Here is a 26,543-nt window from a genome sequence, read left to right as displayed (position 1 = left end):
GCTGCCGACTTTTCTTCTGTTTTGCTTTTCAAGGTTCTTCATGCAACAACTGATCAGTCGTCGCGCCGCCGCTGTGGCACTGCTGATGATGGCCGGCTCCGCCTGGGCGCAAACGCCGCAGTCCCTGTCATCTGCGGCCCAACCCGCCCGCATCCAGGTCGAGCATGCCAGGGGCGTGACCGAGCTGCCTTTGGCGCCGCAGCGCGTGGTGGTCTACGACCTGGCTTCGCTGGACACCATGCAGGCGCTCAAGCTGTCGGTGACGGGAGTGCCCAAGGTTCATTTCCCCGCCTATCTGACGGGCTACGCCGATGCCCGCTACCAGGTGGCGGGCTCGCTGTTCGAGCCCGACTACGAGGCGCTGAGCCGCATCCGCCCTGATCTGATTGTGGTGGCCGGCCGCTCGGCCAGCAAGTACGAAGCGCTGAGCCGTATCGCACCGACACTGGACCTGAGCACTTCGGGCAAGGACTTGCTCGGCGATATGCAGCGCAATGTGACCGCGCTGTCCAGCCTGTGGGACAAGCAGGCGCAGGGCGCGCAGCTCATGCAGCAGGTGCGCAGCGACGTGGAAGCCACCCGCGCTGCCGCGGCCAAGGCCGCGCCAGGCCTGCTGGTGCTGGCCGTCAACAAAAACATGAGCGCCCAGACGCCGGGCTCGCGCTTCGGTCTGCTGCATGACGTGCTGGGCATCAAGCCCGCCCTGCCCGCAGATCCGGCGCAGGCGCGCGGCATTGCGCTGAAGATGGACGATATCGCCAGGATTGACCCCGAGTGGCTGTTCGTGATCGACCGCAACGCGGGCACGGGCAGCACCAAGGACAAGGACGGCAAGCCGGTCGTGCCGTCGCGTGAGCTGTTCAACAACGACATCATCAAGAACACGCGTGCGGGCCGCGCGCAGCAACTGGTGTTCGTCGATCCGCAGCTCTGGTATTTGCTGGGCAGCAGCGGCCCCCAGGCCATGCGGGCCAATGCGCAGCAGATTCGCGCTGCACTCGAGCGCTAGGCTCCGCGAAAGATAGCAAAGTTAATAGCTGCTTTCGCCAATGAATAAAGGGTTTCAATGCATAAAAGCATTGAAACCCTTTATTTTCATGCGCAGCAAGCTATCTAAAAGTATCAGGCATCGGGTGCGGAAGGCTCGGGCGGCAGCAACTGCTTGCCAATCAGCTGCCAGGCCTTGGCGGCATCGGCCTGGCCGGCGAACAGATGGCAACTGGCGGCAGTCATTGCGATGCGGCCGTTCTCGGGCTCCAGGTCGAAGGCCAGCTCGCATTGCGCAGCGGCGTTGGCCCACATGACCAGCGCGTTCCGGTTCTCCTCCTTCTGCAAGGCGTGGGCCTCGGCCATCCAGGCCTGTGCCAAACGAAAGGCGGCTTCCGGTTCGCTCATATCGGCCTTGTGCGCCAGATAGAACTCCTTGCCGGCTGCCTGCCAGAAGGCGCGGGCCTGCTCGAAGTCCTGCGTGGCAATCTTCTGGGCCTGCTGCACCAGCGCGTTGCCGGCCTGCAGATGGGCCTGATAGGTGGATGCGTCTTGATCTTGGGACATGGCGCTTATTGTCCTCATTGCCTGGCCTCGCGGAGCGCGACCGCGTGCATCTCCCCTGGACGGCCCCGGGGCATTACCGGCGCCTGCGGGTAGGCTTGCCGCTAGTAGCGGAAGTCCAGCTGATGCGGGCCCTTGCCGATCTCTGCCGTTTGGGTCTTGCTTACGCCCTCCCTGGTGGTGGCGGTGATCTTGTAGCTGCCGGCAGGCAGCTGGATCAGGCAGACCGGGCCGTTGGCCGTGAAGCGGCTGCTGTCCTTGCCGGAGCTGACCTCGACCGCCACATTGGCCAGATAGGCGCCGTCCTTTTGCGCAAACAGCAGCGACAGCGGGTAGTCCTTCATCGCGGCGCGCATGAGCGTGGACTCGTCCTCGCCTATGCCGCCGCAGCTGTAGCGCAGCGCGCCGGCCTGCTGCATATCGGGAATCCGGCCCTGAGCCAGAGCGGGCAGGCCGAGACCGGCACTGGCGGCCAGAACCAGGCAGGCAGCGTTTCTCAAGCAATGCATGGTGTTTCCTTTCAGCGATGCACGGCCGGCCATCTTGCGGCCTGACCGCGCAGCTCCATGTCATCCCTGCTCGGTGCTGCGTGTGGGCCTCATCGGCTTTTACGCCCGGTTGCCGGATGAAACAGGCGCCCGTGCTTGTGCATCCTGGCCCGCAGGCAGACTCAGCCCGATGCTGGTGACAGACAGCTCGGAGCGTGCAAACGCCTGTCCGCCATGCATGCGCGCGATCGCGGCCACGATGGACAGGCCCAGGCCGTGGTTGCGATCGGCCTGGCTGCGCGCTGCGTCCGAGCGGTAGAAGCGGTCAAACAGCCTGGGCAGATGTTCTGCGGCAATGGCCTGACCCTGGTTCTGCACCGCCAGCGTGACCTGGCCGGCCTGCGGCGTGCTGATCTGTATCTCTATGCAGCTTCCCGGCGTGGCATAGCGGGTGGCATTGCCCAGCAGATTGGACAGCGCCCGGCGCAGCAATCGCGCATCGACCTGGGCCTGCGCATCGCCCTGCACCCGCACCTGCAGATTAGCCTCCTGCAGCGCGGCCTCGTGATACTCCACCACTTCGTCCGCTAGGCTGGCCAGGCTGGCCACCTGAATGCGGTGCGCGCTTTCGCCGCGATCAGCGTGAGAGAGAAAAAGCATGTCCGCCACGATGCCGGCCATGCGCTGCAGATCCTCCAGATTGGAAGCCAGGATGTCGCGCAGCTCGCCCGCATCGCGGGGCTTGCGCAGAGCCAGCTCGCAGCTGCTGATGAGCGTGGTCAGCGGGGTGTTGAGCTCATGGGCCACATCGGCGTTGAAGGCCTCCATCTGGCGGTAGGCCACGGCCAGCCGCTCCAGCAGCGCGTTGAACTGGGCAATCAGCGGACGCAGCTCCTGGGGCTGGTTGCTGTCGTCAAGCCTGGTCTGCCAGTCGTGCGTGAGATCCTTGGCGCCCAGTTGCCGGGTCTGCTCCACCAGCGAATGCAAAGGCGCCAGCCCGCGGCGCACCAGCCAGGCGCTGAACAGCGACACCAGCAGCGCACCGCTGACGGCAGCAAGGCCCAGAATCCAGGCCAGCTGGCGCAGCAGGGCATCGTCGGGGCGGCGGTCCAGCATCAGCAGCACCTGTACGAGCTGCTGCTCCTGCGGATCCACATGGGCTGGCAGCACGACGCTGAAGCTGCGCCGTGCGCTGTGAACATCGTCCAGGGGCTGGTGCAGTTTCTCGAACAGCAGCGCGCCGCTGGCATAGCTGACGCGGATCGACATATCCTCGTGGCCCGTGAGAAAGTCGGACAGCATGTGCTGCATGCTGGACGCGGAGCGGTTGGCACGGGCCTGTTGCAGAAGATGCGTCACCGTGACCTGCTTTTGCTCCAGGCTTTCCTGCTGGCGCTGGGCCAGTGCCAGCCAACTACCCCAGTACACGGCCACGCAGACCAGGCCCAGGCCCAGCATGGTCTGCAGGGCCAGCGAGCGCGACAGCCGGCGGCTCAGGTTCGGGATCTGAGGAGTGCTAGGAGAGACGTGATCAGCGGTCATGAGTGGCTGCTATGCTGGAAGATTCATTGTTTGCGGTTTGCTGGAAAAAGGAACGGACCATGAGTCTTGGTAACGCCATCATGAACAACTACGCCTTCTTGCTGGAGATGTACGAGGACAGCTATTTCCCTGAAGAACTGGTTCGCAAGGGCGAGGATATTCTGAGAGAACTCTGCCTGCAGATAGAGCAGCAAAAGCCGCAGAATCTGGAGCAGCTGTATCGATTGACCCACGCTGCGACCGAGCGTTTCAACGATCTTCAGCAGGAGTTCGAAGAGCAGGGCAGCGAGCTAGAAACGGCGGCACGTGAATGCATTGCGGCTGACTTCGAGGCCATTGCCAAGGCTTATGGTTTTGAAGAGGCGGATGTGGAGGAACTGATCGCTCTACGCGAATGGTAAGCACCGGCTATCAGGCATCAAGGCGAAGCTCCAGCACATAGCCCATGCCGCGCACCGTGTGCAGCAGGGGCAACTCGAACGGTGCGTCGAGCTTGAGGCGCAGGCGGCGCACGGCGACCTCGACGACATTGGTTTCGCTGTCGAAGTTCATGTCCCAGACCTGGGAGGCCAGCTCGGTGCGCGACAGCACTTCGCCCTGGCGCCGCAGCAGCAGACTCAGCAGATTGAACTCCTTGGCCGTCAGGTCCAGTCGCTGGCCGGCACGCGTGGCGCGGTGACGCAGCAGATCCAGCTCCAGATCGGCCATGCGCAGCACAGTGGCTTCGGGCGTGGCCTGGGCCTGCAGGCCACGGCGCAGCAGTGCATGAATGCGGGCCACCAGTTCTGAAAATGCAAAAGGCTTGACCAGATAGTCATCGGCGCCGGCCTGCAGTCCTTTGACGCGGTCCTCCACCTGGGCGCGGGCCGTGAGCATGAGCACTGGCGTCTGGCGGGACTGGCGCAGAGCCGCCAGCACGGCCAGGCCGTCTATGCCGGGCAGCATGCCGTCCAGAATGATGAGGTCGTAGGGCTGCTCGGTGGCCAGATGCAGGCCGTCAATGCCGTTGTGCGCGGCATCGACCACAAAGCCTTCCTCGCCCAGGCCTTTTTGCAGGTATTCGGCGAGTTTGGTTTCGTCCTCGATGACTAGAAGCTTCATGCGCAGATTGTCGAGCAAGTCGGTCGTTTGCGAAGATGACAAATTTGTCATCTTGAGGTCAGAACCCTGTGGGGGCCGCGAGGCTAGATTTGCTCCGCTTGCACAAGACTGCCAATGGAAGGGCAGGCATGCCGGCGGAGCATCACCATGACATTCATCACCAAGGCGGCCGCTGTGTTGCTGGGCAGCGGTTTGGGCCTTTTCGTGCCTTGTGCCTGGGCGCAACAAACTGCGCCCGCAACAGCAGCGGCAGCCGCCCCCATCAGCCTGCAGGCCGCACTGGCGCTGGCCATGGAGCACAACCCCGGTCTGCGAGCGGCGGCGCAGGCCCTGGCGGCCAGCGAGGGGGCGCTGATCCAGAGTCGCGCCAGACCCAACCCCGAGCTGGCCTATTCGCAGGAAGACACGCGCCGCGAAACCAGGTCCATGACTCTGCAATGGAACCAGTCCATAGAGATCGGCGGCAAGCGCGAGGCTCGCATGAAGGCGGCCGGGCATGGTCGCGAACTGGCCAGGGCCGAGCTGGAGGCCGCGCAGGCTAGTCTGCGTGCCGATGTGCGCACGGCATTTGCCAATGTGCTGGCCGGCCAGCAACGCGTGCAACTTCACCAGAGGACGCTGGAGATTGCCAGCAGTGCCCGCGATGCCGCGGCCAAGCGCGTGCTGGCAGGCAAGGTGGCTCCGCTGGAGGAAACCAAGGCCCGCGTGGCCGAGAGCAGTGCCGAGCTGGCGCTGGCGCAAGCGCGCTCCGGTCTGCGTGTGGCACGTCAGCAGCTGGCGGCGCTGTGGGGAGCGCAGCCAGCGGCATTTGGCAGCGCGGTGGGGGAGCTGGCGCAACTGCCTGTGCTGTCCGATGAAGGCCTGATGCTGGAAAAGCTGGAGCATTCACCGCAGATGCTGCGCGCGCAGCAGGCCGTTTTTCAAGCCAGGTCCGTCGCCGAGCTCGAGCGTGCCAAGCGCCTGCCTGACCCCAGCGTGAGTCTGGGCATGAAGCGTGCGCAGGAAGTGGGACGCAATCAGCTGGTGGTGGGTGTCTCGGTGCCGCTGCCGATCCTGGACAGCAACCGCGGCAATCAGCTGCAGGCGCTGCGTCTGGCCGACAAGGCCGAGGACGAGCTGCTGGCCACGCGCCAGCAAATGTACGCACAGTTGCAGCAGCAACGCGAGCAGCTGCAGACCAGCCGGGCCCAGGCCGAGCAACTGGCGCAGCAGGTCCTGCCGGCGGCCGAGTCCGCTTACGAAGTCGCAGCCAAGGGCTTTGCCCTGGGCAAGTTCAGCTATCTGGAAGTGCTGGATGCCCAGCGCACGCTGGCCGAGGCACGCAGCCTCTATCTGGAGCAACTGGTGGCAACCCATCAGGCGGCTGCGGACATCACCCGCCAACTGGGCGATGTGCCCGGTCTTGAGTAAGAACAAGCACGTATCATGAATTCCACATCCCCTAAGCCCCGCCGCACGGCGATTGCCATCGCAATCATTCTGGCGCTCGGTGCGGCCGCTGCTGCAGCCATTGTCTACGGTACGCAGCCGGCGGCTGTAAGCGCCGAAGGCCACGGTCACGGTGCTGCAGAGAAGAGTCATGCCCATGAAGAAAAGAACGGGCATGAGCATGACGAAAAAGAGGGGCATGACCATGGCAGCGAGCCTGGGCATGAACAGGCAGCAAGCACCGGAAAACCCGCAGCCAAGCCTGAATCCGCTCATGCCGATGATGAGGATGAAGGTCTGCTCAAACTCGATGCCGAGCGCGCCAAGGCTGCGGGCGTGGCGCTGGCCGAGGCCGGCCCTGCGTTGATCGCCAGCATGCTGCAGTTGCCGGGCGAGATTCGCTTCAACGAGGACAGGACGGCTCATGTGGTGCCGCGGGTGGCGGGCGTGGCGGAGAGCGTAGCGGCCAATCTGGGGCAGGTGGTAAATAAGGGCCAGTTGCTGGCCACCCTGACCAGCCCTGCGGTATCCGAGCAGCGCAGCGAGCTGATGGCCGCGCAAAAGCGTCTCGCACTGGCGCGCACCACCTATCAGCGCGAAAAGCAGCTGTGGCAGGAAAAGATCTCTGCCGAGCAGGACTATCTGCAGGCCCAGCAGGCACTGCGCGAGGCCGAGATCGCGTCCGCCAATGCGCAGCAAAAGCTGGCTGCGATCGGTGCCGGCTCAGGCTCTGCCGGGGCGCTGAACCGATTCGAGCTGCGCGCGCCCTTCGATGGGGTGGTGGTGGAAAAGCATCTTTCCGTGGGCGAGGCCGTGCAGGACAGCACGGCCGTGTTCACCATCTCCGATCTGCGTTCGGTCTGGGCCGAAATGAAGGTGGCCGCCAGCGATCTGCCCTTTGTGCGCGTGGGCGAAAAGGCCACTGTGCATGCGACGGCCTTTGAATCGAAAGCCACGGGGACGGTGGCCTATGTGGGCGCCTTGATAGGGCAGGAAACCCGCACGGCACCAGCACGCATCACCTTGGACAACCCGGATGGCATCTGGCGTCCGGGCCTCTTCGTGAATGTGGATCTGACGGCATCCAGCCAGAAGGCGGCGGTGACGGTGGCCAGTGTGGCCATCCAGAAGATCGACGGCGACAAGCCCGTGGTGTTTGTTCCGGTGGACGGCGGCTTCAGGGCGCAGGCCCTGAAGCTGGGCAAGACCGATGGCCAGAACACCGAAGTGCTGCAGGGCCTGAGTACAGGCCAGCGCTATGTGAAGGACGGCAGCTTCGTCCTGAAGTCCGAGCTTGGCAAGGCAACGGCCGAGCATGTGCACTGATTAGCCACCCCCTGAGGCGCGGCGCGCCTTCCCGTTGCACGGCGCCCCCAAGGGGGACGACACCCTCGCCTGGGCGGCCCCGCCGCGAGGCGGCTCTTGCTCGGTGTCTCTGGTTTGGATTGCGCCAGTGTGACAGGGCAGATGAAGATATTTGGAGTTTGAATGTTTGAGCGCATCATCCGCTTTGCGATTGCCCAGCGCTGGCTGGTCATGCTGGCCACGCTTGCCCTGGTGGGCCTGGGTATCTACAACTACCAGCGTCTGCCCATCGATGCCGTGCCCGACATCACCAATGTGCAGGTGCAGATCAATACCTCCGCTCCCGGCTATTCGCCGCTGGAGACCGAGCAGCGCGTCACCTTCCCCATAGAGACCGTGATGGCCGGCCTGCCGGGGCTGGAGCAGACCCGCTCGCTGTCGCGCTACGGCCTGTCCCAGGTGACGGTGGTATTCAAGGACGGCACGGACATCTACTTTGCACGCCAGTTGGTTAACGAGCGAATGCAACAGGCGCGCGATGCCCTGCCGGCGGGCGTCGCGCCTGCGCTGGGGCCTATCTCCACGGGGCTGGGCGAGATCTATCTGTGGACCGTGGAGGCCGATGAGGGCGCCACCAGACCAGACGGCTCACCCTATACACCCATGGATCTGCGCGAGATCCAGGACTGGGTCATCAAGCCCCAGCTGCGCAATGTGGCGGGAGTGACTGAGATCAATTCCATCGGCGGCTTCGCCAAGGAATATCTGGTGGCGCCCCAGCCGCAAAAGCTGGCGGCCTATGGCTTCACGCTGGCCGATATCGTCGCAGCGCTGGAGCGCAACAACGCCAATGTGGGTGCCGGCTATATCGAACGCCAGGGCGAGCAGTATCTGATCCGCGCACCGGGACAGGTGGGGGGTATTGCCGATATTCGCGAAGTCATCGTGGGGTCGGCACAAGGCCAGCCGATTCGCGTGCGCGATCTGGCCGATGTGTGCCTGGGTCGCGAGCTGCGTACGGGGGCTGCTACGGACAACGGTCGCGAAGTGGTGCTGGGTACGGTGTTCATGCTGATTGGCGAGAACAGCCGTGCCGTGGCGCAGGCGGTGCATGAGCGCATGCAGGTGATCAACAAAAGCCTGCCGCCCGGCGTGAAGGCCGTGACGGTGTACGACCGCACCAATCTGGTGGATAAGGCCATTGCCACGGTCAAGAAGAACCTGATCGAAGGGGCGGCGCTGGTCGTGGCGATCCTGTTCCTGTTTCTGGGCAATCTGCGGGCAGCGCTGATCACGGCGCTCATCATTCCGCTGTCCATGCTGTTCACCTTCACGGGCATGGTGCAGATGCGCGTCAGCGCCAATCTGATGAGCCTTGGGGCGCTGGACTTCGGCATCATCATTGACGGCGCGGTGGTGATCGTGGAGAACTGCGTGCGCCGTCTGGCCCATGCCCAGGCAGCAGCCGGCCGATCGTTGACCCGCAGCGAACGTTTCGAGGAAGTGTTTGCGGCAGCCAGGGAGGCAAGGCGTCCGTTGTTGTTCGGTCAGCTCATCATCATGGTGGTCTATCTGCCCATTTTTGCGCTCACCGGTGTGGAAGGAAAGATGTTCCACCCCATGGCGCTGACGGTGGTGATCGCGCTGCTGGGTGCCATGCTGCTGTCTATCACCTTCATCCCTGCCGCGATTGCGCTGTTCATGGGCGACAAGGTGGCAGAGAAGGAAAACCGTTTGATGGAGTGGGCGCGCCGTGCCTATGCGCCGGTGCTGGACAAGGTCATGCATGCACCAGCAGTGGTGTTGACGGCGGCCAGCGTCATCGTCGCCTTGAGCCTGCTGCTGGCCACGCGCATGGGCAGCGAGTTTGCACCCAATCTCAATGAGGGCGACTTTGCGATTCAGGCCTTGCGTATACCGGGCACCAGCCTTACGCAGTCGGTGCAGATGCAGATGCAGATCGAGAGCGAGCTCAAAAAGCAGTTCCCTGAAATCGAGCGTGTGTTTGCGCGCACCGGAACGGCCGAGATCGCGTCGGACCCGATGCCGCCCAATATCTCGGACGGCTACATCATGCTCAAGCCGCGTGAGCAATGGCCCGATCCGGCGCGCTCGCGTGATGATCTGCTGGCTGCCGTACAAGAGGCTGTGGAAAGGATTCCGGGCAGCAACTACGAGTTCTCGCAGCCGATTCAGCTGCGCTTCAATGAGCTGATCTCGGGCGTGCGCAGCGATGTGGCCGTCAAGATCTTCGGCGACGACATGGCTCAGCTGGAAAAGTCCGCGCAGGCCGTGGCCGCCATGCTGCAGAAGATTCCTGGCGCCTCCGAGGTCAAGGTCGAGCAGACCACTGGCCTGCCCATGCTCACGGTGCAGATCGACCGCGAAAAAGCCTCGCGTTATGGTCTGAACATGGGCGATGTGCAAGATGCCATCAGCACGGCATTCGGCGGGCGTGAAGCCGGCACGGTGTTCGAGGGAGATCGACGTTTTGCCATCCAGGTTCGCCTGCCCGAGGCCATGCGCAGCGATGTGGACAGCATAGGCCGTCTGCCGATTGCGCTGCCGCGCGGCGGCGACGGGCGTCTGGGCTTTGTGCCGTTGTCATCGGTGGCGACGGTGGAGCTGGCACCGGGGCCCAATCAGGTCAGCCGCGAGGATGGCAAGCGCCGTATCGTTGTCAGCGCCAATGTGCGCGGGCGAGACATCGGCTCCTTTGTGGCACAGGCTCAGCAGGAACTCGAAGGTGTTGCGTTGCCTGCAGGGTACTGGACACGCTGGGGCGGAACCTTCGAGAACCTGGAGTCGGCCCGCCAGCGCCTGATGGTCGTGGTGCCCGTGTCGCTGGCGCTGGTGTTCACGCTGTTGTTTGCCATGTTCGGCAATGTACGCGACGGTCTCATTGTCTTCACTGGCATTCCGTTTGCGTTGACCGGCGGGATTGCGGCGCTGTGGCTGCGCGGAATTCCGCTGTCCATTTCGGCGGCCATCGGCTTTATCGCACTCTGCGGCGTGGCCGTGCTCAACGGCCTGGTGATGATTGCCTATATCCGTTCGCTGCGTGAGCAGGGCATGGGTGTTGAACAGGCCGTCACCGAAGGGGCGCTCACGCGTCTGCGTCCCGTGTTGATGACGGCCCTGGTGGCATCGCTGGGCTTTGTGCCCATGGCGATTGCCACGGGAACGGGGGCCGAGGTGCAAAGGCCGCTGGCCACGGTGGTGATTGGCGGCATTCTCTCGTCCACGGTGCTGACGCTGTTGGTGCTGCCGCTGCTGTACAGACTTGGTTATCAGAAGCGCCAGTAGCCGTGCAAGCGCCAGCGTTCTGACTGGCGTTTCGATGTTCTCTGCACAGGGCCGATGCGAATGCATCGGCCCTTTTTGCATGGCGCTTCGTGCCGGGAAAGGCTTGCGAATCTTGAGCGCTGGCCCGATGCGAAGAAACGTACTGAAACACGGACGTCATCGGGATGACACGAGCTTTTCCTAGATTCTTGCCGGTCGAAACCTGTCGACATCAAAGCGAAAGACTCCATGCAAAACAAGCGTTTGATCAAGGCGCTGGCGCTCGCCTGTCTGACGGCCGCCACGCTGGCCGCCTGTGGTGGCAGCGATGACAGCCCGCCTGCTCCCACAAACCCGACCAATCCCACGACCCCCACGAACCCCACCGAGCCGGCCAAGCCGGAGATGCGCTGTGCTCCCTGAGCGCGGTGACAGACAAGGCTTCACCATGATTTCGCGACGCAACCTTCTGCAGGCCGGCAAGAACGCCGCCTTTTCCGCTGCCGCACTGGCGGCCTTTCCGCCCAGCATCCGCCGTGCGCTGGCCATTCCGGCCAACAATGTCACGGGCACGGTCATGGACGTACAGCATGTGGTGATCCTGATGCAGGAAAACCGCTCCTTCGATCAGTACTTCGGCACACTCAAGGGGGTGCGCGGCTTTGGCGACCGGATGACGATTCCCGTGCCCAACGGCCGCAAGGTCTGGCAGCAGGAGCGTGCCAACGGTACGGTCATCACGCCCTACCATCTGGACGGAACGGCCAACAACGCGCAGCGCGTTTCCGGCACCCCTCATTCCTGGCTGGACAGTCAGCAGGCCTGGGACAACGGCCGCATGTCGCGCTGGCCCGTGGCCAAGACGGACACCTCCATGGGCTATTTCAAGGAGCAGGAGCTGCCCTACCAGTTCGCGCTGGCCAATGCCTTCACGATCTGCGATGCCTACCACTGCGCCATGCACACTGGCACCGACGCCAACCGGTCATTCCACATGACAGGCACCAACGGTGCCATACCGCAGAACGTGGCCTTCGTGAATAACGAGTGGGATGCCATCAACGGCGTGCCCAGCGACGCCAACACCGGCTACACATGGAAGACTTATGCCGAGCGGCTGCAGGAAGCCGGGGTGAGCTGGATCAGCTACCAGAACATGCCCGACGAGTGGGGCGACAACATGCTGGGGGCGTTCCAGAACTTCCGCAGAGCGAATCTGGCCTCCGGCTTTCCGGTCTCCAGCGGCGGTGCGCCCAATGCGCCGTATACCAACACCGGCCAGGCCTTGCCCTACCACGCCTATGATGCTGCCGGCGACAACGCTGCCAACCCGCTGTACAAAGGCGTGGCCAACACCTTGCCTGGCAACAAGCCCGAGGAATACCTGGACGCCTTCAAGCGCGATATTCGCGAAGGCAAGCTGCCCCAGGTGTCCTGGGTCAATGCACCGTCCATCTATTGCGAACACCCCGGCCCATCCAGCCCGGTGCAGGGCGCCTGGTTTCTGCAGGAGGTGCTGGACGCGCTGACGGCCAATCCCGAGGTCTGGAGCAAGACCGTGCTGCTGGTCAACTTCGACGAGAACGACGGCTACTTCGACCATATGCCTTCGCCCTCGGCGCCATCGCAGAACGCCGACAAGACCTATGCAGGCAAGACCACGCTGCCGGAGGCTGATCTGCAGGCCGAGTACTTCACGCATGGCGCGCCGGTCGGCAGCCGCAGCCAGCCCGCCCCCGATGGCCGTGTCTACGGTCCCGGGCCGCGCGTTCCGCTGTATGTGATCTCGCCCTGGAGTCGTGGCGGCTGGGTCAACTCGCAGGTATTCGACCATACGTCGGTGCTGCGTTTTCTGGAGGCACGCTTTGGCGTGAAGGAACCCAATATCAGCCCGTTCCGTCGTGCGGTATGTGGAGATCTTCTGAGCACCTTCAACTTCAAGACGCCGAACAACGAGACCCTGCCCGTGCTGGCTGGACGATCCACACGCGATGTCGCCGACCAACTGCGTGCCGATCAGCAAAAGCTGCCCGCCGTGCCGGTGCCGCGCGATATGCAACTGCCTTTGCAGGCGGTCGGTACGCGTCCCTCGCGGGCCTTGCCCTACGAGCTGCACACCAGTGCGCGCTGTCAGGCCAACAGCCAGGTGGAGCTGGTGTTTGCCAACACCGGTACACAGGCGGCCGTCTTCCATGTCTATGACCGCTACAAGCTGGATCGCACGCCGCGCCGCTATATGGTGGAAGCGGGCAAGACGCTGGCCGATACCTGGGATGCCGTGCGCGACAATTTCGGCAAGTACGACCTCTGGGTGCTGGGCCCCAACGGTTTTCACCGCCACTTCAAGGGCGACCTGAATCGCCTGGGCAGTACACAGGCTGCCCCCGAGGTGCGTGTCTGCTACGACATTGCCAATGGCAATGTCTACGTGGATCTGATGAACAAGGGCGCTCAGGCTGCGGTGTTCACCATCACACCCATGGCCTACCTGAGCGACGGTCCATGGACGGTTAGCGTTGCCGCTGCCGCCAGCGCCGAGAGGCATTGGGAGCTGAAGGCCAGCGGCCAATGGTATGACTTTGCCGTAACCTGCAACAGCGATCCGGCGTACTACCGGCGCTTTGCCGGCCGCGTGGAAACCGGTCAGCACACGATCAGCGACCCGGCCATGGGCGAGGTATAGCGACCATGCGGAGCCTTTGCTGACCTGTCTGGCATGCACCATTGGCCCTAATATGGCGGTCTTGTATGACGATGGATGCCTGCCATGACTTTCCCCGCACTGCGCGACCTTGTTGAAGACCTGCGTCATGCCCGGCCCGCGCTATGGGCCGGGCGCAGCGAAGGGGCTCGGTCCACGCACTCTATAGACGCAGCTCAGGTTCAGCAGGCTGTACAGCGTTTTGAACGTTTTGCACCCTTGCTGGCGCAGCTGTTTCCAGAGTTGCAGGTGTCTGGCGGACGTATTGAGTCGGCGCTGCTGCACGTGCCGCAGATGCAGCAGGCTTTGCAGCTGCCCGAGCAACTGGGTCGGCTCTGGCTCAAGGCCGATCACAGCCTGCCAGTAGCGGGCTCCATCAAGGCACGCGGTGGCGTGCATGAGGTGCTGGAGTATGCGGAGCAGATCGCCTTGCAGCATGGCCTGCTGGCCGATGGCGACTATCTGCAACTGGCCTCCGATGCTGCGCGTGCGGTGTTCGCCAGCTACCAGGTGGCGGTAGGCTCCACGGGCAATCTGGGCCTGTCGATTGGCGTCATGGCTTCGGGCCTTGGCTTCAAGGCAACGGTCCATATGTCTGCCGATGCCAAGGAGTGGAAAAAGCAGCGCCTGCGAGCCCGTGGTGTGCAGGTGGTGGAGCATGCCGGCGACTATGCCCAGGCCGTGGCCGCAGGCCGCGCGCTGGCCGACCAGGATACGCACTGTCACTTTGTGGATGACGAGCATTCGCTTTCGCTGCTGCTTGGCTATGCGGCGGCGGCTCCGCACCTGGTCGCGCAACTTGCAGAGAACGGGATTGCCGTGGATGAGACGCATCCTTTGTTTGTCTATATTCCCTGCGGCGTTGGGGGTGCACCCGGCGGCGTGGCGCTGGGTCTGCAGCAGGCATTCGGGCAGCATGTGCATTGTTTTTTTGCCGAGCCCGTGCAGTCGCCCTGCTTCATGGTGGAGATGCTCGCCGGTGCTGCAGCGCTGCCTGGTCTGGAAGCCCATCCTTCGGTCTATGAGCTGGGCCTGAACAACCAGACCGAGGCCGATGGCCTGGCAGTGCCGCGTGCATCGGAGCTGGCTGCCGACGTGGTGCGTGGTTTTCTCGGCGGAGTTTTCACAGTGGAGGACGAAACCCTGTTTCGCCATCTGTGCCTGTTGAAGGATAGAGAGGGGCTGCAGATCGAGCCATCGGCGGCCGCGGGATTTGGCGGTCCGCGCGCCCTTTTGGAGAGTGTTGCAGGTCAGGATTATCTGCAGCGCCAGAAGCTGTTGCCGCACATGGCAAACGCCACACATATTGTCTGGACCACGGGCGGCCTGTTTGTCCCCGACGAGGAGTACGCGAGGTTTCTGGCGCGTGGACGCGATCTGCTGAACTGAGCACCTTACCTGGTTACCTGGGTCTTGGCGCCGTGCCCGCTTCACTCATCAGCATCAGCAGGCTGCGGTTGAAGTCCTCCACCACCAGCAGGCGGCCCGCATGATCGAGGCCCATGCCCGTGGGGCGGCCGCCGGGACGCAGACCGGGCCTGGCGTCCCAGTTGCTCAGCCATTGAATGGGTTTGCCAGAGGGCCGGCCCTTGTCGTCGCGCGCAAAGCCCACGAGGCGTTGACCGTCTGCGCGTTGGCCGTGCCAGGCCACCAGCAATTGCCCGCCAAACGCGCTGCCCACAGGCGTGGCCAGCATTTGCAGTGGAGCCACGTGGGCGGGCCAGAGCATATGCGGTGCCTCGGTCTTGCTGCAGTCAAAGCGCTTTTCATAACCCTGTGCGTTCTGGCGTGCGCCTATGCAGTAAGGCCAACCGTAGTCGGCACCCGCGCGCAGCAGGTTGAGCTCCTCCGGCGGTTGCCTGGGGTCACGGTAGTCGATATTGTTTTCGCCTTGCCAGACGGTGCCTGCCGCAGGGCCGTCGGGCATCACGGCCAGCGCCATGGAGTTGCGCAGGCCGCTGGCAAAGGGTTTGAATTCCTTGACGGGCTGCTTGCCGGCCTGAAGCACCATGCGCCAGACGGCAGCGCGCGGCATGGCCGCGCTGCGCTCGGGGCAGGGCACGGCTTGCTTCTGGTCTTCACCCCGGCAGGCATCGGTGGCCGATCCCATATTGACGTAGAGGCTGCCGTCCGGCGCAAACGCCAGCTCCTTGAGCAGGTGCGCACCGTCGGCCGGCAGGCCGCTGGCCAGCAACTCGGGCTGAGGTGTCTGTCTGAGTGAAGGCACTGCAGCGCGCCATATCTTGTCGGCCTCGCCGATATAGATTTTTCCGTCCGGACCGCGCGCCATGCCCGAAGGGTAGTTGAGCTTGCTCAGCAACACTCTGGCTTCAACGGCCCTGGCCGTGGTGTTGGCATTGGCGGGAGTCGCCGCGTCTGGCGGCAGGCGCAGCTCGATCAGCTGGCCCACCTGGGGCATCCAGTTGCCCATGTCCAGCACCCAGATACGGCCCGGCTCAATCTCCAATACGCGGCGCGGAAAGCGCAGACCATGGGCATCGTCGGCTATCAGCCCTACGCAGGTGCCCGAGGGACTGGTGATGGCCAAGCGTGGATAGATACCGCATTTGCCGGTGGAGGCATAGCCGCGTGCATGCGCACCTGGGCTGGCAGCCATGAGCAGCAGCGCAGACAGACTCAGAATCAACCGGTATTTGCGCTGCATGGCTCTCCTGGCGGTTAAAAGCGCGGCAGATCGGGATGGGCAATCTGTCCGCCGCGCACCAGCATCTTGCCGTACTCGGCGCAGCGGTTGAGCGTGGGAATCACCTTGCCGGGGTTGAGCAGCGATTGCGGATCAAACGCCGCCTTGAGCGCGAACATCTGGGCGTTCTCGGCCGTTGTGAACTGGGTGCACATGCTGTTGAGCTTTTCCACGCCCACACCATGCTCGCCCGTCACCGTGCCGCCCATGGCGACGCTGGTTTCCAGAATGTCGGCGCCGAACAGCTCGCAGCGGTGCAGTTCATCGGGGTTGTTGGCATCGAACAGGATCAAGGGGTGCAGATTGCCGTCTCCTGCATGGAACACGTTGGCGCAGCGCAGCTGGTATTTCTTCTCCATCTCCTGAATCGCCAGCAGGATGTCGGCCAGACGCTTGCGCGGAATGGTGGAGTCCATGCACATGTAATCGGGGCTGATGCGGCCGCTGGCGGGGAAGGCGTTCTTGCGCCCGCTCCAGAAGCGCAGACGTTCTTCCTCGCTTTCGCTGACGGTGATGGCCGTGGCGCCGGCGTGGCGCAGAACTTCGCTCATGCGGGCGATCTCTTCTTCCACCTCCTCGGGCGTGCCGTCACTCTCGCAAAGCAAGATGGCTTCCGCCGTAAGATCGTATCCGGCGCGCACAAAGTCCTCCACGGCGGCCGTCATGGGCTTGTCCATCATTTCCAGTCCGGCGGGAATGATGCCGGCCGCGATCACCGCAGCCACTGCGTCGCCCGCTTTGCGCACATCGTCGAAGCTGGCCATGATGCAGCGCGCCAGCTGGGGCTTGGGCACGAGTTTGACCGTGACCTCGGTCACCACGGCCAGCATGCCTTCGCTGCCTATCATGACGGCCAGCAGGTCCAGACCGGGGGTGTCGAGTGCATCCGAGCCGAACTCGACGGGCTCACCTTCGATGCTGAAGCCTTTGACCTTGAGCACGTTGTGCACCGTGAGCCCATACTTGAGGCAGTGCACGCCGCCCGAGTTCTCGGCCACATTGCCGCCGATGGTGCAGGCGATCTGGCTGCTGGGGTCGGGCGCATAGTACAGGCCGTAGGGGGCAGCGGCTTCGCTGATGGCGAGGTTGCGCACGCCGCACTGCACCAGGGCTGTACGGCTGTAGGCATCGACCTTGAGGATTTTGTTGAATTTGGCCAGCGACAGCGTCACGCCCATGGGGTGAGGCATGGCGCCGCCCGAAAGCCCCGTCCCCGCGCCACGTGCAATGACGGGTGCTCCTATGGCGTAGCAGGCCTTGAGCACGGCCTGCACCTGAGCATAAGTCTCGGGCAGGCAGACCAGCAGAGGGCGCTGGCGGTAGGCCGTCAGTCCGTCGCACTCATAGGGCGTGGTGTCTTCGCTCTGATAGAGCAGGGCATGCGCCGGCACATGGGGGCGCAGTGCCTCCACCACCTCGGCCTGGCGCCGGGCACGCTCGGACTGCTCGGACTGCTCGGGCGGGTGGTGCGCGGCGTTGGCCGCTGCGCTGGAGGTGGCGACGAGATCGGTAAAGGTGCTGGCGAACGTCATGCCTGCAAATGTAGGGGATGCGCCCGCGCATTGGTGTGAGCTTTATTGCAAAGCTGCTTGAAATGCTTTGCGACGATGATGATATTTGCTCTTTAAATGATAGCTATTGATGATTGATGAATAAGACTGGGAATTGATTTATTCCCTGAAGTGGCCGCTCGCATCAATCATGGTCAGCCCCACATAGCTGGAGCCGTTGCGCGGCGGTGTGAAGCGCAGATGCATGGCGCCGTAGCGAATCTCGCCCATGGCGTCGAGGGCGGCCAGCAAGCCCGCTCGATTGCTTGTGGGTGCAGCTTTACGCAGCGCGTCCAGCAGGGTTCGGGTGTTGAGAAAGACTTCCAGGCCCAGATAGGAGGCAGGCGGCATGCCGCCGTGGTCGAGGAGCTGCTGGTAGTCCTTGATGGCCGGAACCGCGCCCTTCCAGGGGCTGGGTACCAGGGTGGTGAAGGCAATGCCGCGTGTATAAGGGCCCAGCCCTTGCACCACCGCACGGTTGGCCTGGGCGGCCAGGTTGTAGAAAGGCGCCGTGACATGAGCCTGTCTGGCCATGGTGATCAGACCTATGGTGGCAGGGGCGCCCGCCAGCACGATGACACCTTGGAGATCGGGCAGGGCGGCCAGCTGTCTGGCCAGGTCCGGGGTGTTGCTGCCCGATGCCTCCACGGCCAGAGTTGCCGCGGCCTTGAGATCATTGGCTGCAAAGGCGTTCAGGGCGATCTGCAGGCTGTTTTTGCCGAAGCCGTCGTTCTGGTGAACGATGGCGATCCGCCGCAGACCTATGGTCTGCATCTGCTGCAGCATGGCCGCGACTTCTGCCTGGGTGCTGGCGCGCAGCGGATAGATGAAACGGCCCGGCTGCTGGCGCATGCTGCCGGCTCCGGCAATCACGCCCACCAGGGCCGTCTGGCCTTGCTGTACCTCGGGTTGCATGGCTGTGCAACTGGCCGTTCCCCAGCAGTTGAGCAGGGCCAGGGCTCCTTCCTGGATCAGTTGGCGTGCATTGCTGGCGGCGCGCTGTGGCTCGTAGCCATCGTCCAGCACCTTGAGTGTCAAAGCTTTGCCGCCCAGGCCTCCCTGCTTGTTGAATGCCTCCACCTGCGCCTGCATGATGCTCATCCCTTCCTTGCCGGCCTCGGCCTGCGAGCCTGACAGTGGCAAGCTGGCGCCTATGGTGAGCTTGTTCTCCTGCGCATGCAGGGTCAGGCTGATGGTGATGCTGGCGGCCAGTAGCCAGGCGCAGCGCGATGGGGTTTGCATGGGTCTCCTCCTCGTTGTTGTGAGCCCATGTTGGGAGGACTGCAACAAGGGTGGGAGAGGGCAACTGTGGCCATGTCGGCTGGGGGCGACGTTATGGTGTTTTGACCCGCTTGTGAGATACGGGCTTGATCTGCATCGCCCCATGGCCTTGCGTCGTCATCTGCTCTCCAGTATCCACAGGCGCTTGCTGGCGCGGGTCATGGCGACGTAGAGCATGTTGCGCTGTGGGTCGCTCGCATTGGGCGAGAAGTGTCTGGAATTGACAAAGGGCACGGCCACATACTCGTATTCATGGCCTTTGCTGCGTTCTACCGTGAGCAGTTGCAAGCTGGGTTTTTCATGGCGCTGATGCTGCGCGATGCTCGACTGGACCATGAGGCTGAGGCGGCCCAGGAATTCATCGACGGAAAGCCCGGCGCAGATGCGCGACAGCGCTTGCAGGCTGGCCAGGCACTGGCGCAGTTCGTCCTGGCTGATGGGGGCTTGGGCGAAGAACTGTCGCAACAGAGGGTGCAGAAGCAGCTGCCCCGCATCGGCGCACTGGTCTGCGGGCAAGGCCAGCAACCGGGCACAGGGGGAGTCTGGTGCGATGTAGGCGGCGAGGAAGCGGCGCATGGCGGCTTGCTGTCCCATGAGTTCGGCGGCAATGCGCAGCGTGTCGGACTCCGGCGGGGCGTCGCCCAGTGCAGTCATGTCGAACAGGCCGTTGGCCAGCAGATCCCGGTCGGGTGGGCTGGCATGGCGCACATAGCGCATCAGACCTTCGGCAGCGCTGCTCAGAATGCCTTGCGAGAGCAGCGCACCGCCGCTGCAGCCCTGCATGGCCCACAGCATGGCCAGCACCAGGGCGATTTCGCGGCGCTGGTAGAAGCGCTGCATGCCTTTGCAGGCATAGTGCACGCCCTCGTGGGCGAACAGCCATTCGAGCAGTACCGAATCTTCGGGCGAATGCAGGATGACACGCAGCACGGCCGGCGGGTCCTGCGGTTTGCGGGGCTGGCGGGCCACTGCGGCATGAATATCCAGCAATTGCCGGGCGCAGTCCTCGTCATCGCCATGGCGATGTTCGAACCAGGCCGAGGCGTTGCGGTAATGGGCGTCGAACTCCACGCCGAAGAGCTGGTTCAGTTCCTGGCAGATGACGGGGCCGAAGCGATAGGTCGTGTTGAGCGTGGCCTGGCCGGTGCCCGCAGGCAGCTCCTGCAGGATGCGCTGGGCGCTGTCGCCAAAGATGGAGGAGGCGCCCGGCAGTATGTGCTGGTTGAAGTCGCCGACACCGATGAAACGCCCGTTGCCGCGCGCCAGGTGGCGCAGCACCAGCAGCGCGGCTTCGTCAAGGTCCTGCAGCTCGTCGAACAGCACGGCTTCGAAGCGACCCTGCAGCAGCGGGAAGCCGGCATCGAAGTCCAGTGCTGCCAGCTGGCAGGCCAGCGCGTAGGTGCAGTCGCCGGACGCATAGAACAGCGGCTCCTGGGTGGGGCCTGCGCGCAGCCGCTCATAGCTGCGCAGCAGCCGGTACAGGCCGTAGTCCAGAGCGTTGTCGCGGCAATATGCCAGCGCGCTGAGGCCGCTGTCGTCGATGTCGAGTTCCAGCATGCACTGCTTGGCCTGGGCCTCGAAAGCGAGGAAGGCGCTGATGTCCAGAGGCCGTGCGAAGTAGTCCGCCAGCTCGGGTATGTCGAGCTCGGCATGCCGTTCGGCCTCTTGCGACAGCGCTTCGTGCGCCTGCTGGATGAGCAGGTTCTTTTCCAGGCTGGAGGAGAGCATGGGGACAGGGTCTCCCTGCTCTTCGAGTAGGCGGGCGCAAAAATGCTCCAGAGTGAGCAGATGCAGGCCTTCGAGGCGCACGGCGGAGATCCGGTCCAGGCGCGCCTGAATGGCCTTGATGCCGGCCTCCGAGTAGGCCAGCATCAGCACGTTGCGCGCGCCCTGGGTGCGGATCAGATCGACGGCCTTGATGGCCAGCGTAGTCGTCTTGCCTGTGCCGGCCAGGGCACGGATGAGCAGCGAAGACGCTTCGCTGTTGAGCGCCTGGTTCTGGTCAAGGCCGGGGTACAGCCTGGGCTGCAGGTTCATGCAGTGGGTGCTCCATCTTCGTTATCCATCGAGCTATCCGTGCAACGGCTGTTCGCCGGTCCAGGGATGGCGAGCAAGAACTGCGCAGCCGCGAAGCCGCCGGGTTGCCGCTCAGCCCATGGCCTTGCGCAGCCACTCTGCGAAGGCCGCACATTCCCAGCGGTCCATGATGCCGGTCTTCCAGCATAGATAGTGTGCGTGGGGGCTGGGAGCATCGACATCGAACAGGCGCACCAGCGTACCGTTTTCCAGCCAGGGCGCACCGAGCTTGTGGCGCACCAGGGCAATCCCCATGCTGGCCGATGCGGCGTCGCACATCAGACCGATGTCGTTGAACTGCGAGCCTTCGTTGGGCTCGGCCATGTCGAGGCCGGTCGCGGCGAACCAGGTGCGCCAGGGCTCCAGAGGGCTGCGCAGCAGCGGCATGCCTTCCAGGTCGTCCGGGCGCTCGAACGGGCCATGTTCGCGGATGAAGCTGGGCGAGGCCAGCGGCGTGACCGTGTCGCGGGCCAGTTCGATGTGCTCCACATCGGCATAGTGGCCGGCGCCGAAGCGCACCATCAGGTCGGCATCCTCGCCGATCACATCCAGCAGCGGAATCGACACCTGCAGCGCAATGTCTATCTCGGGATAGGCCTCGGTGAACTGGCGCAGGCGCGGGATCAGGATCACGCGCGCAAAGGTGGGGGTGACGGCCAGCTTCAGGCGTCTGCGCCCAGGCGAGGCTGACGCTCCTGGAAAGCGTTGCAAGGCGCCCAGGCCTTCACGCACATGGGCCAGATAGGAGCTGCCGTCCGTGGTCAGCGAGAAATCCGTTCGGCCGAACAGGCGAGCCCCCAGAATCTGCTCCAGCTGCTTGACCCTGTGGCTGACGGCACTGGGCGTTACGCACAGCTCCTCCGCCGTCAAGGTGACCGAGCGCAGCCGCGCCAGAGCCTCGAAGGTGAGCAGGCACTGTATCGGCGGAATCCGCCTGGCCGTAATGCTGTTCAAGGCGCCGGGGCTGCGGGTCATACAATCAATCCCAAGCCCAGGGATTTAGCGGAACACAACGGTCTTGTGACCGTTGAGAATGACGCGGCGCTCGCTATGCCACTTCACGGCACGGGCCAGAACCTGGCTCTCGGTGTCGCGGCCGCGGGCCGTCAGGTCCTCCACGGTGTCGGTGTGGTCGGCGCGTGCCACGTCCTGCTCGATGATCGGGCCTTCGTCGAGGTCGGCCGTCACATAGTGGGCGGTGGCGCCGATCAGCTTCACGCCGCGGTCATGCGCCTGGTAGTAGGGCTTGGCGCCCTTGAAGCTGGGCAGAAAGCTGTGGTGGATATTGATGGCGCGGCCGGACAGCTTTTTGCACAAATCGTTGGACAGCACCTGCATGTAGCGCGCCAACACCACCAGCTCGGCGCCTTCTTCCTCGATGATCTCGTACTGGCGCTCTTCGGCCTGGGCCTTGGTCGCGGCAGTCACGGGAATGTGATGGAAGGGGATGTTGTAGCTGGCCGCCAGCTGATAGAACTCGCGGTGGTTGCTGATGATGGCCTTGATCTCGATGGGCAGCAGGCCCGACTTCCAGCGGAACAGCAGGTCGTTGAGGCAGTGGCCTTCCTTGCTGACCATGATGACGGTCTTGATGCGCTCGGCCTTGGAGTGCAAACTCCACTGCATTTGATATTGATCAGCTAATTCGGCAACGGATGCCTTTAAAGAGGCGGCGTCTTTGCCATCGCAGGCAAACTGCACGCGCATGAAGAACAGACCGGTTACCGGGTCGTTGTACTGCGCTGCTTCTTCAATATTGCCGCCTTGCTCAAGCAAGAATCCGGAAACGGCATGCACCAGGCCCAGTCGGTCTGGGCAGGATAAAGTCAAAATATAGGCTTGGGTCATAGCTCGGCAATTGTCGCAGCAAGGCGAGGACCCTGCGGACAAAGGAAATTCATGAAAAGCGAGGAGGGGCATTTCCCGCTCACACCCTGGGTGATTGTCACTCTCTATTTGTGCGTGGGGATGCTTTGGTTGGGGGCGCAGGCGGGCGTGCTCGGCTATTTTGATGTATCGCTGAATCGACAGTCGCTGCGTTGGCAGATAGGCCTGTTCATTGTTTGGTTGCTGGCGACAGCGCTGGTTGCACTTTGGTTCATGCAGCGCAAGGCGCGCGCCGACCAGCGTGGCCGGGAGACGGCGCAGGAGCTGGAGCTGGTGGTGCGCCACGCACCGGCCGGCATGGCTCGCGTGCATGTGGGCGGTGCAGAGATTGTCTGGGCCAATGCAAAGCTGGCGGGTTGGCTGGGCTGTAGCGTCGAGTCGCTGCGCGGTCAGGATTTTCGTGTTCTGGTGCCTGTGAATGACCAGGACGAAGTTGCTCTGCAACTGCAGCGCCTGCTGGACGGCAGCACCGATTACTTCCAGGTGCTGCGCCAATGCGTGAATGCCTGCACCGGCAAGGTTACGCCCGTGCTGTGCACCACCAGCCGCGTGGCGGCTTCGGGTGTGGGAGGGCCGGTGGCCCTGGTCTGCGTGCTGCAGGATCTCAGCGAGATGGTGAGTGCGCGCAACGCCATGATGCGCAGCGAGACCATGCTGCGCCTGGCGCTGGAGGGCAGCGGCAATGGCGTGTGGGAGTGGGACGCGCTCGAGCAGCGGCTGAACTTCTCCACGGGCATGAGTGCCTTGCTGCGCTATCAGGGCCAGGATCTGGCCCGCGAGTTCGATTTCCATCAGCGCCTGCACCCCGAAGATGCCGCAGGTGCGCGTGCCCAGGCCGAGCAAGCACTGGAGCAGGGCAGCATGCTGGTGCTGACGGCACGTCTGCTGTGCTTTGACGGCCTGTATCGCTGGTTCCGCGCACGCGGCCAGGCCTACAACGACGAGAGCGGACGCCTGATACGGGTCTCGGGCCTGCTCTCCGACCAGACTGCGAGTCGCGAGGCCGATGAGCGCAGCCGCCTGGCTTCCACGGTGGTGGACAACACCATCGAGGGCGTGGTGGTGACCGATGCACACAGCCGAATTCTCTCGGTCAACCACGCGTTCACGAAGCTGCTGGGCTTCAGCGAAGCGGAAATGCTGGGCAAGACGCCGCGCATGTTCAAGTCCGGCCGGCATGACAAGGCCTTTTATGACGCCATGTGGGCCAGCATGCATGCCACAGGGCACTGGCAGGGCGAAATCTGGAATCGACGCAAGAATGGAGAGGTCTTTCCCGAGCGCATGTCGCTGAGCGCGGTCAAGGATGCCAACGACAAGGTGACGCATTACGTCTGCATGTTCACCGATATCTCGGCCGAGAAGGCGCGCGAGCAGCAGCTGGAGTTTCTGGCCCATCGCGACACCTTGACCGGTCTGCCCAACCGCTCTCAATTCACGCGCATGCTGGGCGAGGCGGTGGAGCTGAGTCAGAGCACCAACCGTCGCATGGCTGTGCTGCTGTTCAATATCGACCGCTTCAAGGACGTGAACGACAGCTATGGCCACTCCATTGGCGACGAGGTGCTCAGGCATGTGTCTGTGCAGATGCAGGGTGCTTTGCGGCACGGCGATATCATTGGCCGCCTGGCGGGCGATGAAATCTGCGTGGTGGCGCAATCCATTTGCGGTCGCGACAGCGCGGTGGACGTGGCCGAGCGCCTGATGGCAGCAGCCGGCCAGCCCTGGACCACGCCAGATGGCCTGTCGGTGGTGGTCAGCGTCAGCGCAGGCATCTGTCTGTATCCCGACCATGCATTGACAGCCGACGATCTGCTGCAGGGGGCCCATGCAGCGGTGTATGGAGCCAAGGCCAGAGGCTCCAATGCCTGGTGCTTCTTCCATGAGAACATGACCCAGGCCGCCCGCGAGCGTCTGGCGCTGGAGGCGCGCTTGCGCCGTGCGCTGGAGCTGGGCCATATGCGTCTGTATTACCAGCCACAGATTGAACTGGCGACGGGGCGACTGGTGGGGGCTGAAGCCTTGTTGCGCTGGCTGGACCCTGAGGAAGGCCTGATCTCGCCGGCCCGTTTCATTCCCGTGGCGGAAAATTCGGGCGTCATCGGCCCGCTGGGCTTGTGGGTGCTTGGTGAGGCCTGTCGTCAGGGCCAGCAATGGCGCGCTGCCGGTCTGCCCGATCTGACGATTGCGGTCAATGTCTCGCTGCACCAGTTTTTGCTGACCGATATTGCCGGGGCTACGGCCGATGCGCTCAACAAGTCGGGTTTTCCGGCCAGCCTGCTGGAGCTGGAAATCACCGAAAGCGCACTGGCTGAAAAGCCTGAAGAGGCGTTGGCCGTGCTCAACCGCCTGCGCGAGCTGGGCCTGCGCCTGGCCATCGATGACTTTGGCACCGGCTATTCCTCGCTGGCGCACCTCAAGCGTTTTCCGCTCGATCTGCTCAAGATCGACCAGGGCTTTATCCGCGACATTCCGCACAGCGCGGACGATATGACCATCAGCAGCTCGGTCATTGCCCTGGGTCATGCCATGGGTCTGAAGGTCCTGGCCGAAGGCGTGGAAACCCAGGAGCAGCTGACCTTCCTGCAGCAAAAAGGCTGTGACTACTTTCAGGGCTATTTCTGCAGCCGGCCCTTGCCGGCCGAGGACTTCACGCGCCTGCTGGAAAAGACGCGTGAGGGGCAGCCGCTGGTGGCTGTCGCGACCGCGGGCTGAGGATCACCAGCGCTGCAGCAGCCCGTCAAGACTTGGGCGCAGGTCTGCTCTTCCACTGTTCGCGCAGTTGGCTGCATTGGTCTTCGGAGGCGTTGCCCTCCAGCGTCAGCAGCTTGTCTGCCTTCATGGCGATAGCAGTCTGCGCCTTGTCTGATTGGGCTATCGCCACCTTTTGCTTGAAATCGCCGGGCAGCCAGGTCGGCACGCCGATATCGCTGCGCACATGGCCGCGGCCCGCCACCAGCAGCACGCTTTTGCCGGTCTGGCCCAGCTCGCGCACCGCTGTTTCAGTCACTCTGGCCATAGATTCGTCGCGGGCCAGCTGAATGCGGGCCATGGGCGCGAACTGCGATTCGGGCAGCAGGCCGCAGTGGCCGTCCTTGATGGCGTCGAGCTGCAGCTGCCAGCCCGCAGCCGGCAGGTGTGCGTCGTAGCGGGACTCGCCCATGGCCTGCTTCATCCGGGTACGCGGCAGATTGCCGCCGAGCACGGGCACGCCGGCTTTCACGGCAGCCATCACCGCCGGGCCATAGTCCTGCCAGGGCCAGCCGCCCGGGCCGCCGCCCTGAGTCCATTGCAGAGCAGTTTTCACCTCCTCGTCGCTGGCCGATGCCGGCAGACTCCGGGTGCTGCCGCCTGCGGGGGCCATCTCGACCACCAGGGCTGCGAGCCTGCCTTGCGCTGCCAGGTGGCGCACGGTAGCGGCTTCCCACTGATGATGGGCGATCTGGTCATGCTGCTCGCCGAGCAGAATGACCGGTGTTCCGGCCCACTGCCCCAGTGTCTGCTGCCATTCGGTGTCGGAGGTCAACTGAGCGCTTTGATGGGCGCAGCCGCCCAGCAGCAGGGCGCTGGCTAGAGCTGTCAGGGCCAAAGGATTGAAACGCTGGCGCGGCTGCGCCGCAGAAAGGAAAGTCCACATATGAGCT

Annotated in this window: 20 protein-coding genes; 9 read left to right on the top strand and 11 right to left on the bottom strand. The window is 63.7% G+C overall.

Going from position 1 to position 26,543, the window contains the following annotated elements; genetic code table 11:
* The first annotated feature begins 40 nt into the window (after window positions 1–40).
* The gene (locus tag AAIL66_RS03280; RefSeq protein ID WP_343496000.1) at window positions 41–1,009 is read left to right on the top strand and encodes a siderophore ABC transporter substrate-binding protein; all 969 of its coding nucleotides are present in this window, start codon (window positions 41–43) and stop codon (window positions 1,007–1,009) included.
* A 113-nt stretch (window positions 1,010–1,122) separates the two neighbouring features.
* On the opposite strand, the gene AAIL66_RS03275 is transcribed toward AAIL66_RS03280, so the two are convergent.
* From AAIL66_RS03275 to AAIL66_RS03265, 3 genes are all read right to left on the bottom strand, one after another.
* Entirely contained in the window at window positions 1,123–1,554 is a 432-nt protein-coding gene (locus tag AAIL66_RS03275; RefSeq protein WP_034391328.1) for a hypothetical protein, read from the bottom strand.
* Window positions 1,555–1,655: 101 nt separating this feature from the next.
* Window positions 1,656–2,060: a hypothetical protein gene (locus tag AAIL66_RS03270; RefSeq protein WP_224649088.1), complete on the bottom strand. Its 405-nt coding sequence runs from the start codon at window positions 2,058–2,060 to the stop codon at window positions 1,656–1,658.
* A gap of 99 nt (window positions 2,061–2,159) precedes the next feature.
* Entirely contained in the window at window positions 2,160–3,581 is a 1,422-nt protein-coding gene (locus AAIL66_RS03265; protein WP_343495999.1) for a heavy metal sensor histidine kinase, read from the bottom strand.
* Window positions 3,582–3,640: 59 nt separating this feature from the next.
* Between AAIL66_RS03265 and AAIL66_RS03260 the strand changes: the two genes are divergently transcribed.
* Window positions 3,641–3,982 carry a DUF5713 family protein gene (locus AAIL66_RS03260; RefSeq protein ID WP_034354934.1) on the top strand — a complete coding sequence of 114 codons (342 nt, stop codon included), beginning with the start codon at window positions 3,641–3,643 and terminating at the stop codon, window positions 3,980–3,982.
* Window positions 3,983–3,992: 10 nt separating this feature from the next.
* On the opposite strand, the gene AAIL66_RS03255 is transcribed toward AAIL66_RS03260, so the two are convergent.
* The gene (locus AAIL66_RS03255) at window positions 3,993–4,682 is read right to left on the bottom strand and encodes a heavy metal response regulator transcription factor (protein ID WP_003068520.1); all 690 of its coding nucleotides are present in this window, start codon (window positions 4,680–4,682) and stop codon (window positions 3,993–3,995) included.
* A 147-nt stretch (window positions 4,683–4,829) separates the two neighbouring features.
* Here AAIL66_RS03255 and AAIL66_RS03250 point away from each other — a divergent pair, with 147 nt between their 5' ends.
* The 6 genes from AAIL66_RS03250 to AAIL66_RS03225 all read left to right on the top strand — a co-directional run bounded on the left by AAIL66_RS03250 (window position 4,830) and on the right by AAIL66_RS03225 (window position 14,790).
* Complete coding sequence (locus AAIL66_RS03250; RefSeq protein WP_343495998.1) at window positions 4,830–6,092, top strand: TolC family protein; 1,263 nt, start codon at window positions 4,830–4,832, stop codon at window positions 6,090–6,092.
* A gap of 15 nt (window positions 6,093–6,107) precedes the next feature.
* Complete coding sequence (locus tag AAIL66_RS03245) at window positions 6,108–7,436, top strand: efflux RND transporter periplasmic adaptor subunit (RefSeq protein ID WP_343495997.1); 1,329 nt, start codon at window positions 6,108–6,110, stop codon at window positions 7,434–7,436.
* Between the two features lie 162 nt (window positions 7,437–7,598).
* Window positions 7,599–10,721: a CusA/CzcA family heavy metal efflux RND transporter gene (locus tag AAIL66_RS03240; protein ID WP_343495996.1), complete on the top strand. Its 3,123-nt coding sequence runs from the start codon at window positions 7,599–7,601 to the stop codon at window positions 10,719–10,721.
* Between the two features lie 228 nt (window positions 10,722–10,949).
* Window positions 10,950–11,123, top strand: coding sequence for a hypothetical protein (locus AAIL66_RS03235; RefSeq protein ID WP_165570867.1), 174 nt, complete (start codon window positions 10,950–10,952; stop codon window positions 11,121–11,123).
* Between the two features lie 25 nt (window positions 11,124–11,148).
* Window positions 11,149–13,383 (top strand): phospholipase C, phosphocholine-specific, encoded by a 2,235-nt coding sequence (locus tag AAIL66_RS03230; RefSeq protein WP_193751118.1) that lies wholly within the window; start codon window positions 11,149–11,151, stop codon window positions 13,381–13,383.
* 75 nt (window positions 13,384–13,458) lie between these two features.
* Window positions 13,459–14,790: a D-serine ammonia-lyase gene (locus tag AAIL66_RS03225; protein WP_343495995.1), complete on the top strand. Its 1,332-nt coding sequence runs from the start codon at window positions 13,459–13,461 to the stop codon at window positions 14,788–14,790.
* A 13-nt stretch (window positions 14,791–14,803) separates the two neighbouring features.
* Here the strand turns inward: AAIL66_RS03225 and AAIL66_RS03220 are convergent, their stop codons facing one another.
* The 6 genes from AAIL66_RS03220 to purU form a co-directional block, all read right to left on the bottom strand.
* Entirely contained in the window at window positions 14,804–16,066 is a 1,263-nt protein-coding gene (locus tag AAIL66_RS03220) for a PQQ-dependent sugar dehydrogenase (protein WP_343495994.1), read from the bottom strand.
* A 14-nt stretch (window positions 16,067–16,080) separates the two neighbouring features.
* Window positions 16,081–17,637: an FAD-linked oxidase C-terminal domain-containing protein gene (locus tag AAIL66_RS03215; protein ID WP_343495993.1), complete on the bottom strand. Its 1,557-nt coding sequence runs from the start codon at window positions 17,635–17,637 to the stop codon at window positions 16,081–16,083.
* A 138-nt stretch (window positions 17,638–17,775) separates the two neighbouring features.
* Entirely contained in the window at window positions 17,776–18,897 is a 1,122-nt protein-coding gene (locus AAIL66_RS03210; RefSeq protein WP_343495992.1) for an ABC transporter substrate-binding protein, read from the bottom strand.
* A gap of 156 nt (window positions 18,898–19,053) precedes the next feature.
* A complete protein-coding gene (locus AAIL66_RS03205) occupies window positions 19,054–20,973 on the bottom strand; it encodes a UvrD-helicase domain-containing protein (protein WP_343495991.1) in 1,920 nt (639 codons plus the stop codon).
* A gap of 111 nt (window positions 20,974–21,084) precedes the next feature.
* Complete coding sequence (locus AAIL66_RS03200) at window positions 21,085–21,987, bottom strand: LysR substrate-binding domain-containing protein (RefSeq protein WP_012840040.1); 903 nt, start codon at window positions 21,985–21,987, stop codon at window positions 21,085–21,087.
* Window positions 21,988–22,011: 24 nt separating this feature from the next.
* Window positions 22,012–22,860: a formyltetrahydrofolate deformylase gene (gene purU / locus AAIL66_RS03195; RefSeq protein ID WP_003068559.1), complete on the bottom strand. Its 849-nt coding sequence runs from the start codon at window positions 22,858–22,860 to the stop codon at window positions 22,012–22,014.
* A 51-nt stretch (window positions 22,861–22,911) separates the two neighbouring features.
* On the opposite strand from purU, the gene AAIL66_RS03190 reads away from it, so the two are divergent.
* Window positions 22,912–25,614 (top strand): EAL domain-containing protein, encoded by a 2,703-nt coding sequence (locus AAIL66_RS03190; RefSeq protein ID WP_343495990.1) that lies wholly within the window; start codon window positions 22,912–22,914, stop codon window positions 25,612–25,614.
* A 25-nt stretch (window positions 25,615–25,639) separates the two neighbouring features.
* Here AAIL66_RS03190 and AAIL66_RS03185 read toward each other — a convergent pair whose 3' ends face one another.
* A complete protein-coding gene (locus AAIL66_RS03185; protein WP_343495989.1) occupies window positions 25,640–26,536 on the bottom strand; it encodes a ChaN family lipoprotein in 897 nt (298 codons plus the stop codon).
* Window positions 26,537–26,543: the final 7 nt, after the last annotated feature.

Source organism: Comamonas sp. F1-6 (genome assembly GCF_039581415.1).
Lineage (GTDB): Bacteria > Pseudomonadota > Gammaproteobacteria > Burkholderiales > Burkholderiaceae_C > Comamonas > Comamonas thiooxydans.
Note: the sequence above shows the minus strand (reverse complement) of the source record. Positions and strands in the feature narration are given on the sequence as shown.

Coding starts and splice junctions, on each gene's coding strand:
- AAIL66_RS03225 (WP_343495995.1), top strand. CDS start 13,459: ATGCCTGCCATGACTTTCCCCGCACTGCGCGACCTTGTTGAAGACCTG.
- AAIL66_RS03200 (WP_012840040.1), bottom strand. CDS start 21,987: ATGACCCGCAGCCCCGGCGCCTTGAACAGCATTACGGCCAGGCGGATT.
- AAIL66_RS03240 (WP_343495996.1), top strand. CDS start 7,599: ATGTTTGAGCGCATCATCCGCTTTGCGATTGCCCAGCGCTGGCTGGTC.
- purU (WP_003068559.1), bottom strand. CDS start 22,860: ATGACCCAAGCCTATATTTTGACTTTATCCTGCCCAGACCGACTGGGC.
- AAIL66_RS03245 (WP_343495997.1), top strand. CDS start 6,108: ATGAATTCCACATCCCCTAAGCCCCGCCGCACGGCGATTGCCATCGCA.
- AAIL66_RS03280 (WP_343496000.1), top strand. CDS start 41: ATGCAACAACTGATCAGTCGTCGCGCCGCCGCTGTGGCACTGCTGATG.
- AAIL66_RS03275 (WP_034391328.1), bottom strand. CDS start 1,554: ATGTCCCAAGATCAAGACGCATCCACCTATCAGGCCCATCTGCAGGCC.
- AAIL66_RS03185 (WP_343495989.1), bottom strand. CDS start 26,536: ATGTGGACTTTCCTTTCTGCGGCGCAGCCGCGCCAGCGTTTCAATCCT.
- AAIL66_RS03215 (WP_343495993.1), bottom strand. CDS start 17,637: ATGACGTTCGCCAGCACCTTTACCGATCTCGTCGCCACCTCCAGCGCA.
- AAIL66_RS03220 (WP_343495994.1), bottom strand. CDS start 16,066: ATGCAGCGCAAATACCGGTTGATTCTGAGTCTGTCTGCGCTGCTGCTC.
- AAIL66_RS03205 (WP_343495991.1), bottom strand. CDS start 20,973: ATGAACCTGCAGCCCAGGCTGTACCCCGGCCTTGACCAGAACCAGGCG.
- AAIL66_RS03190 (WP_343495990.1), top strand. CDS start 22,912: ATGAAAAGCGAGGAGGGGCATTTCCCGCTCACACCCTGGGTGATTGTC.
- AAIL66_RS03250 (WP_343495998.1), top strand. CDS start 4,830: ATGACATTCATCACCAAGGCGGCCGCTGTGTTGCTGGGCAGCGGTTTG.
- AAIL66_RS03270 (WP_224649088.1), bottom strand. CDS start 2,060: ATGCATTGCTTGAGAAACGCTGCCTGCCTGGTTCTGGCCGCCAGTGCC.
- AAIL66_RS03230 (WP_193751118.1), top strand. CDS start 11,149: ATGATTTCGCGACGCAACCTTCTGCAGGCCGGCAAGAACGCCGCCTTT.
- AAIL66_RS03235 (WP_165570867.1), top strand. CDS start 10,950: ATGCAAAACAAGCGTTTGATCAAGGCGCTGGCGCTCGCCTGTCTGACG.
- AAIL66_RS03265 (WP_343495999.1), bottom strand. CDS start 3,581: ATGACCGCTGATCACGTCTCTCCTAGCACTCCTCAGATCCCGAACCTG.
- AAIL66_RS03260 (WP_034354934.1), top strand. CDS start 3,641: ATGAGTCTTGGTAACGCCATCATGAACAACTACGCCTTCTTGCTGGAG.
- AAIL66_RS03255 (WP_003068520.1), bottom strand. CDS start 4,682: ATGAAGCTTCTAGTCATCGAGGACGAAACCAAACTCGCCGAATACCTG.
- AAIL66_RS03210 (WP_343495992.1), bottom strand. CDS start 18,897: ATGCAAACCCCATCGCGCTGCGCCTGGCTACTGGCCGCCAGCATCACC.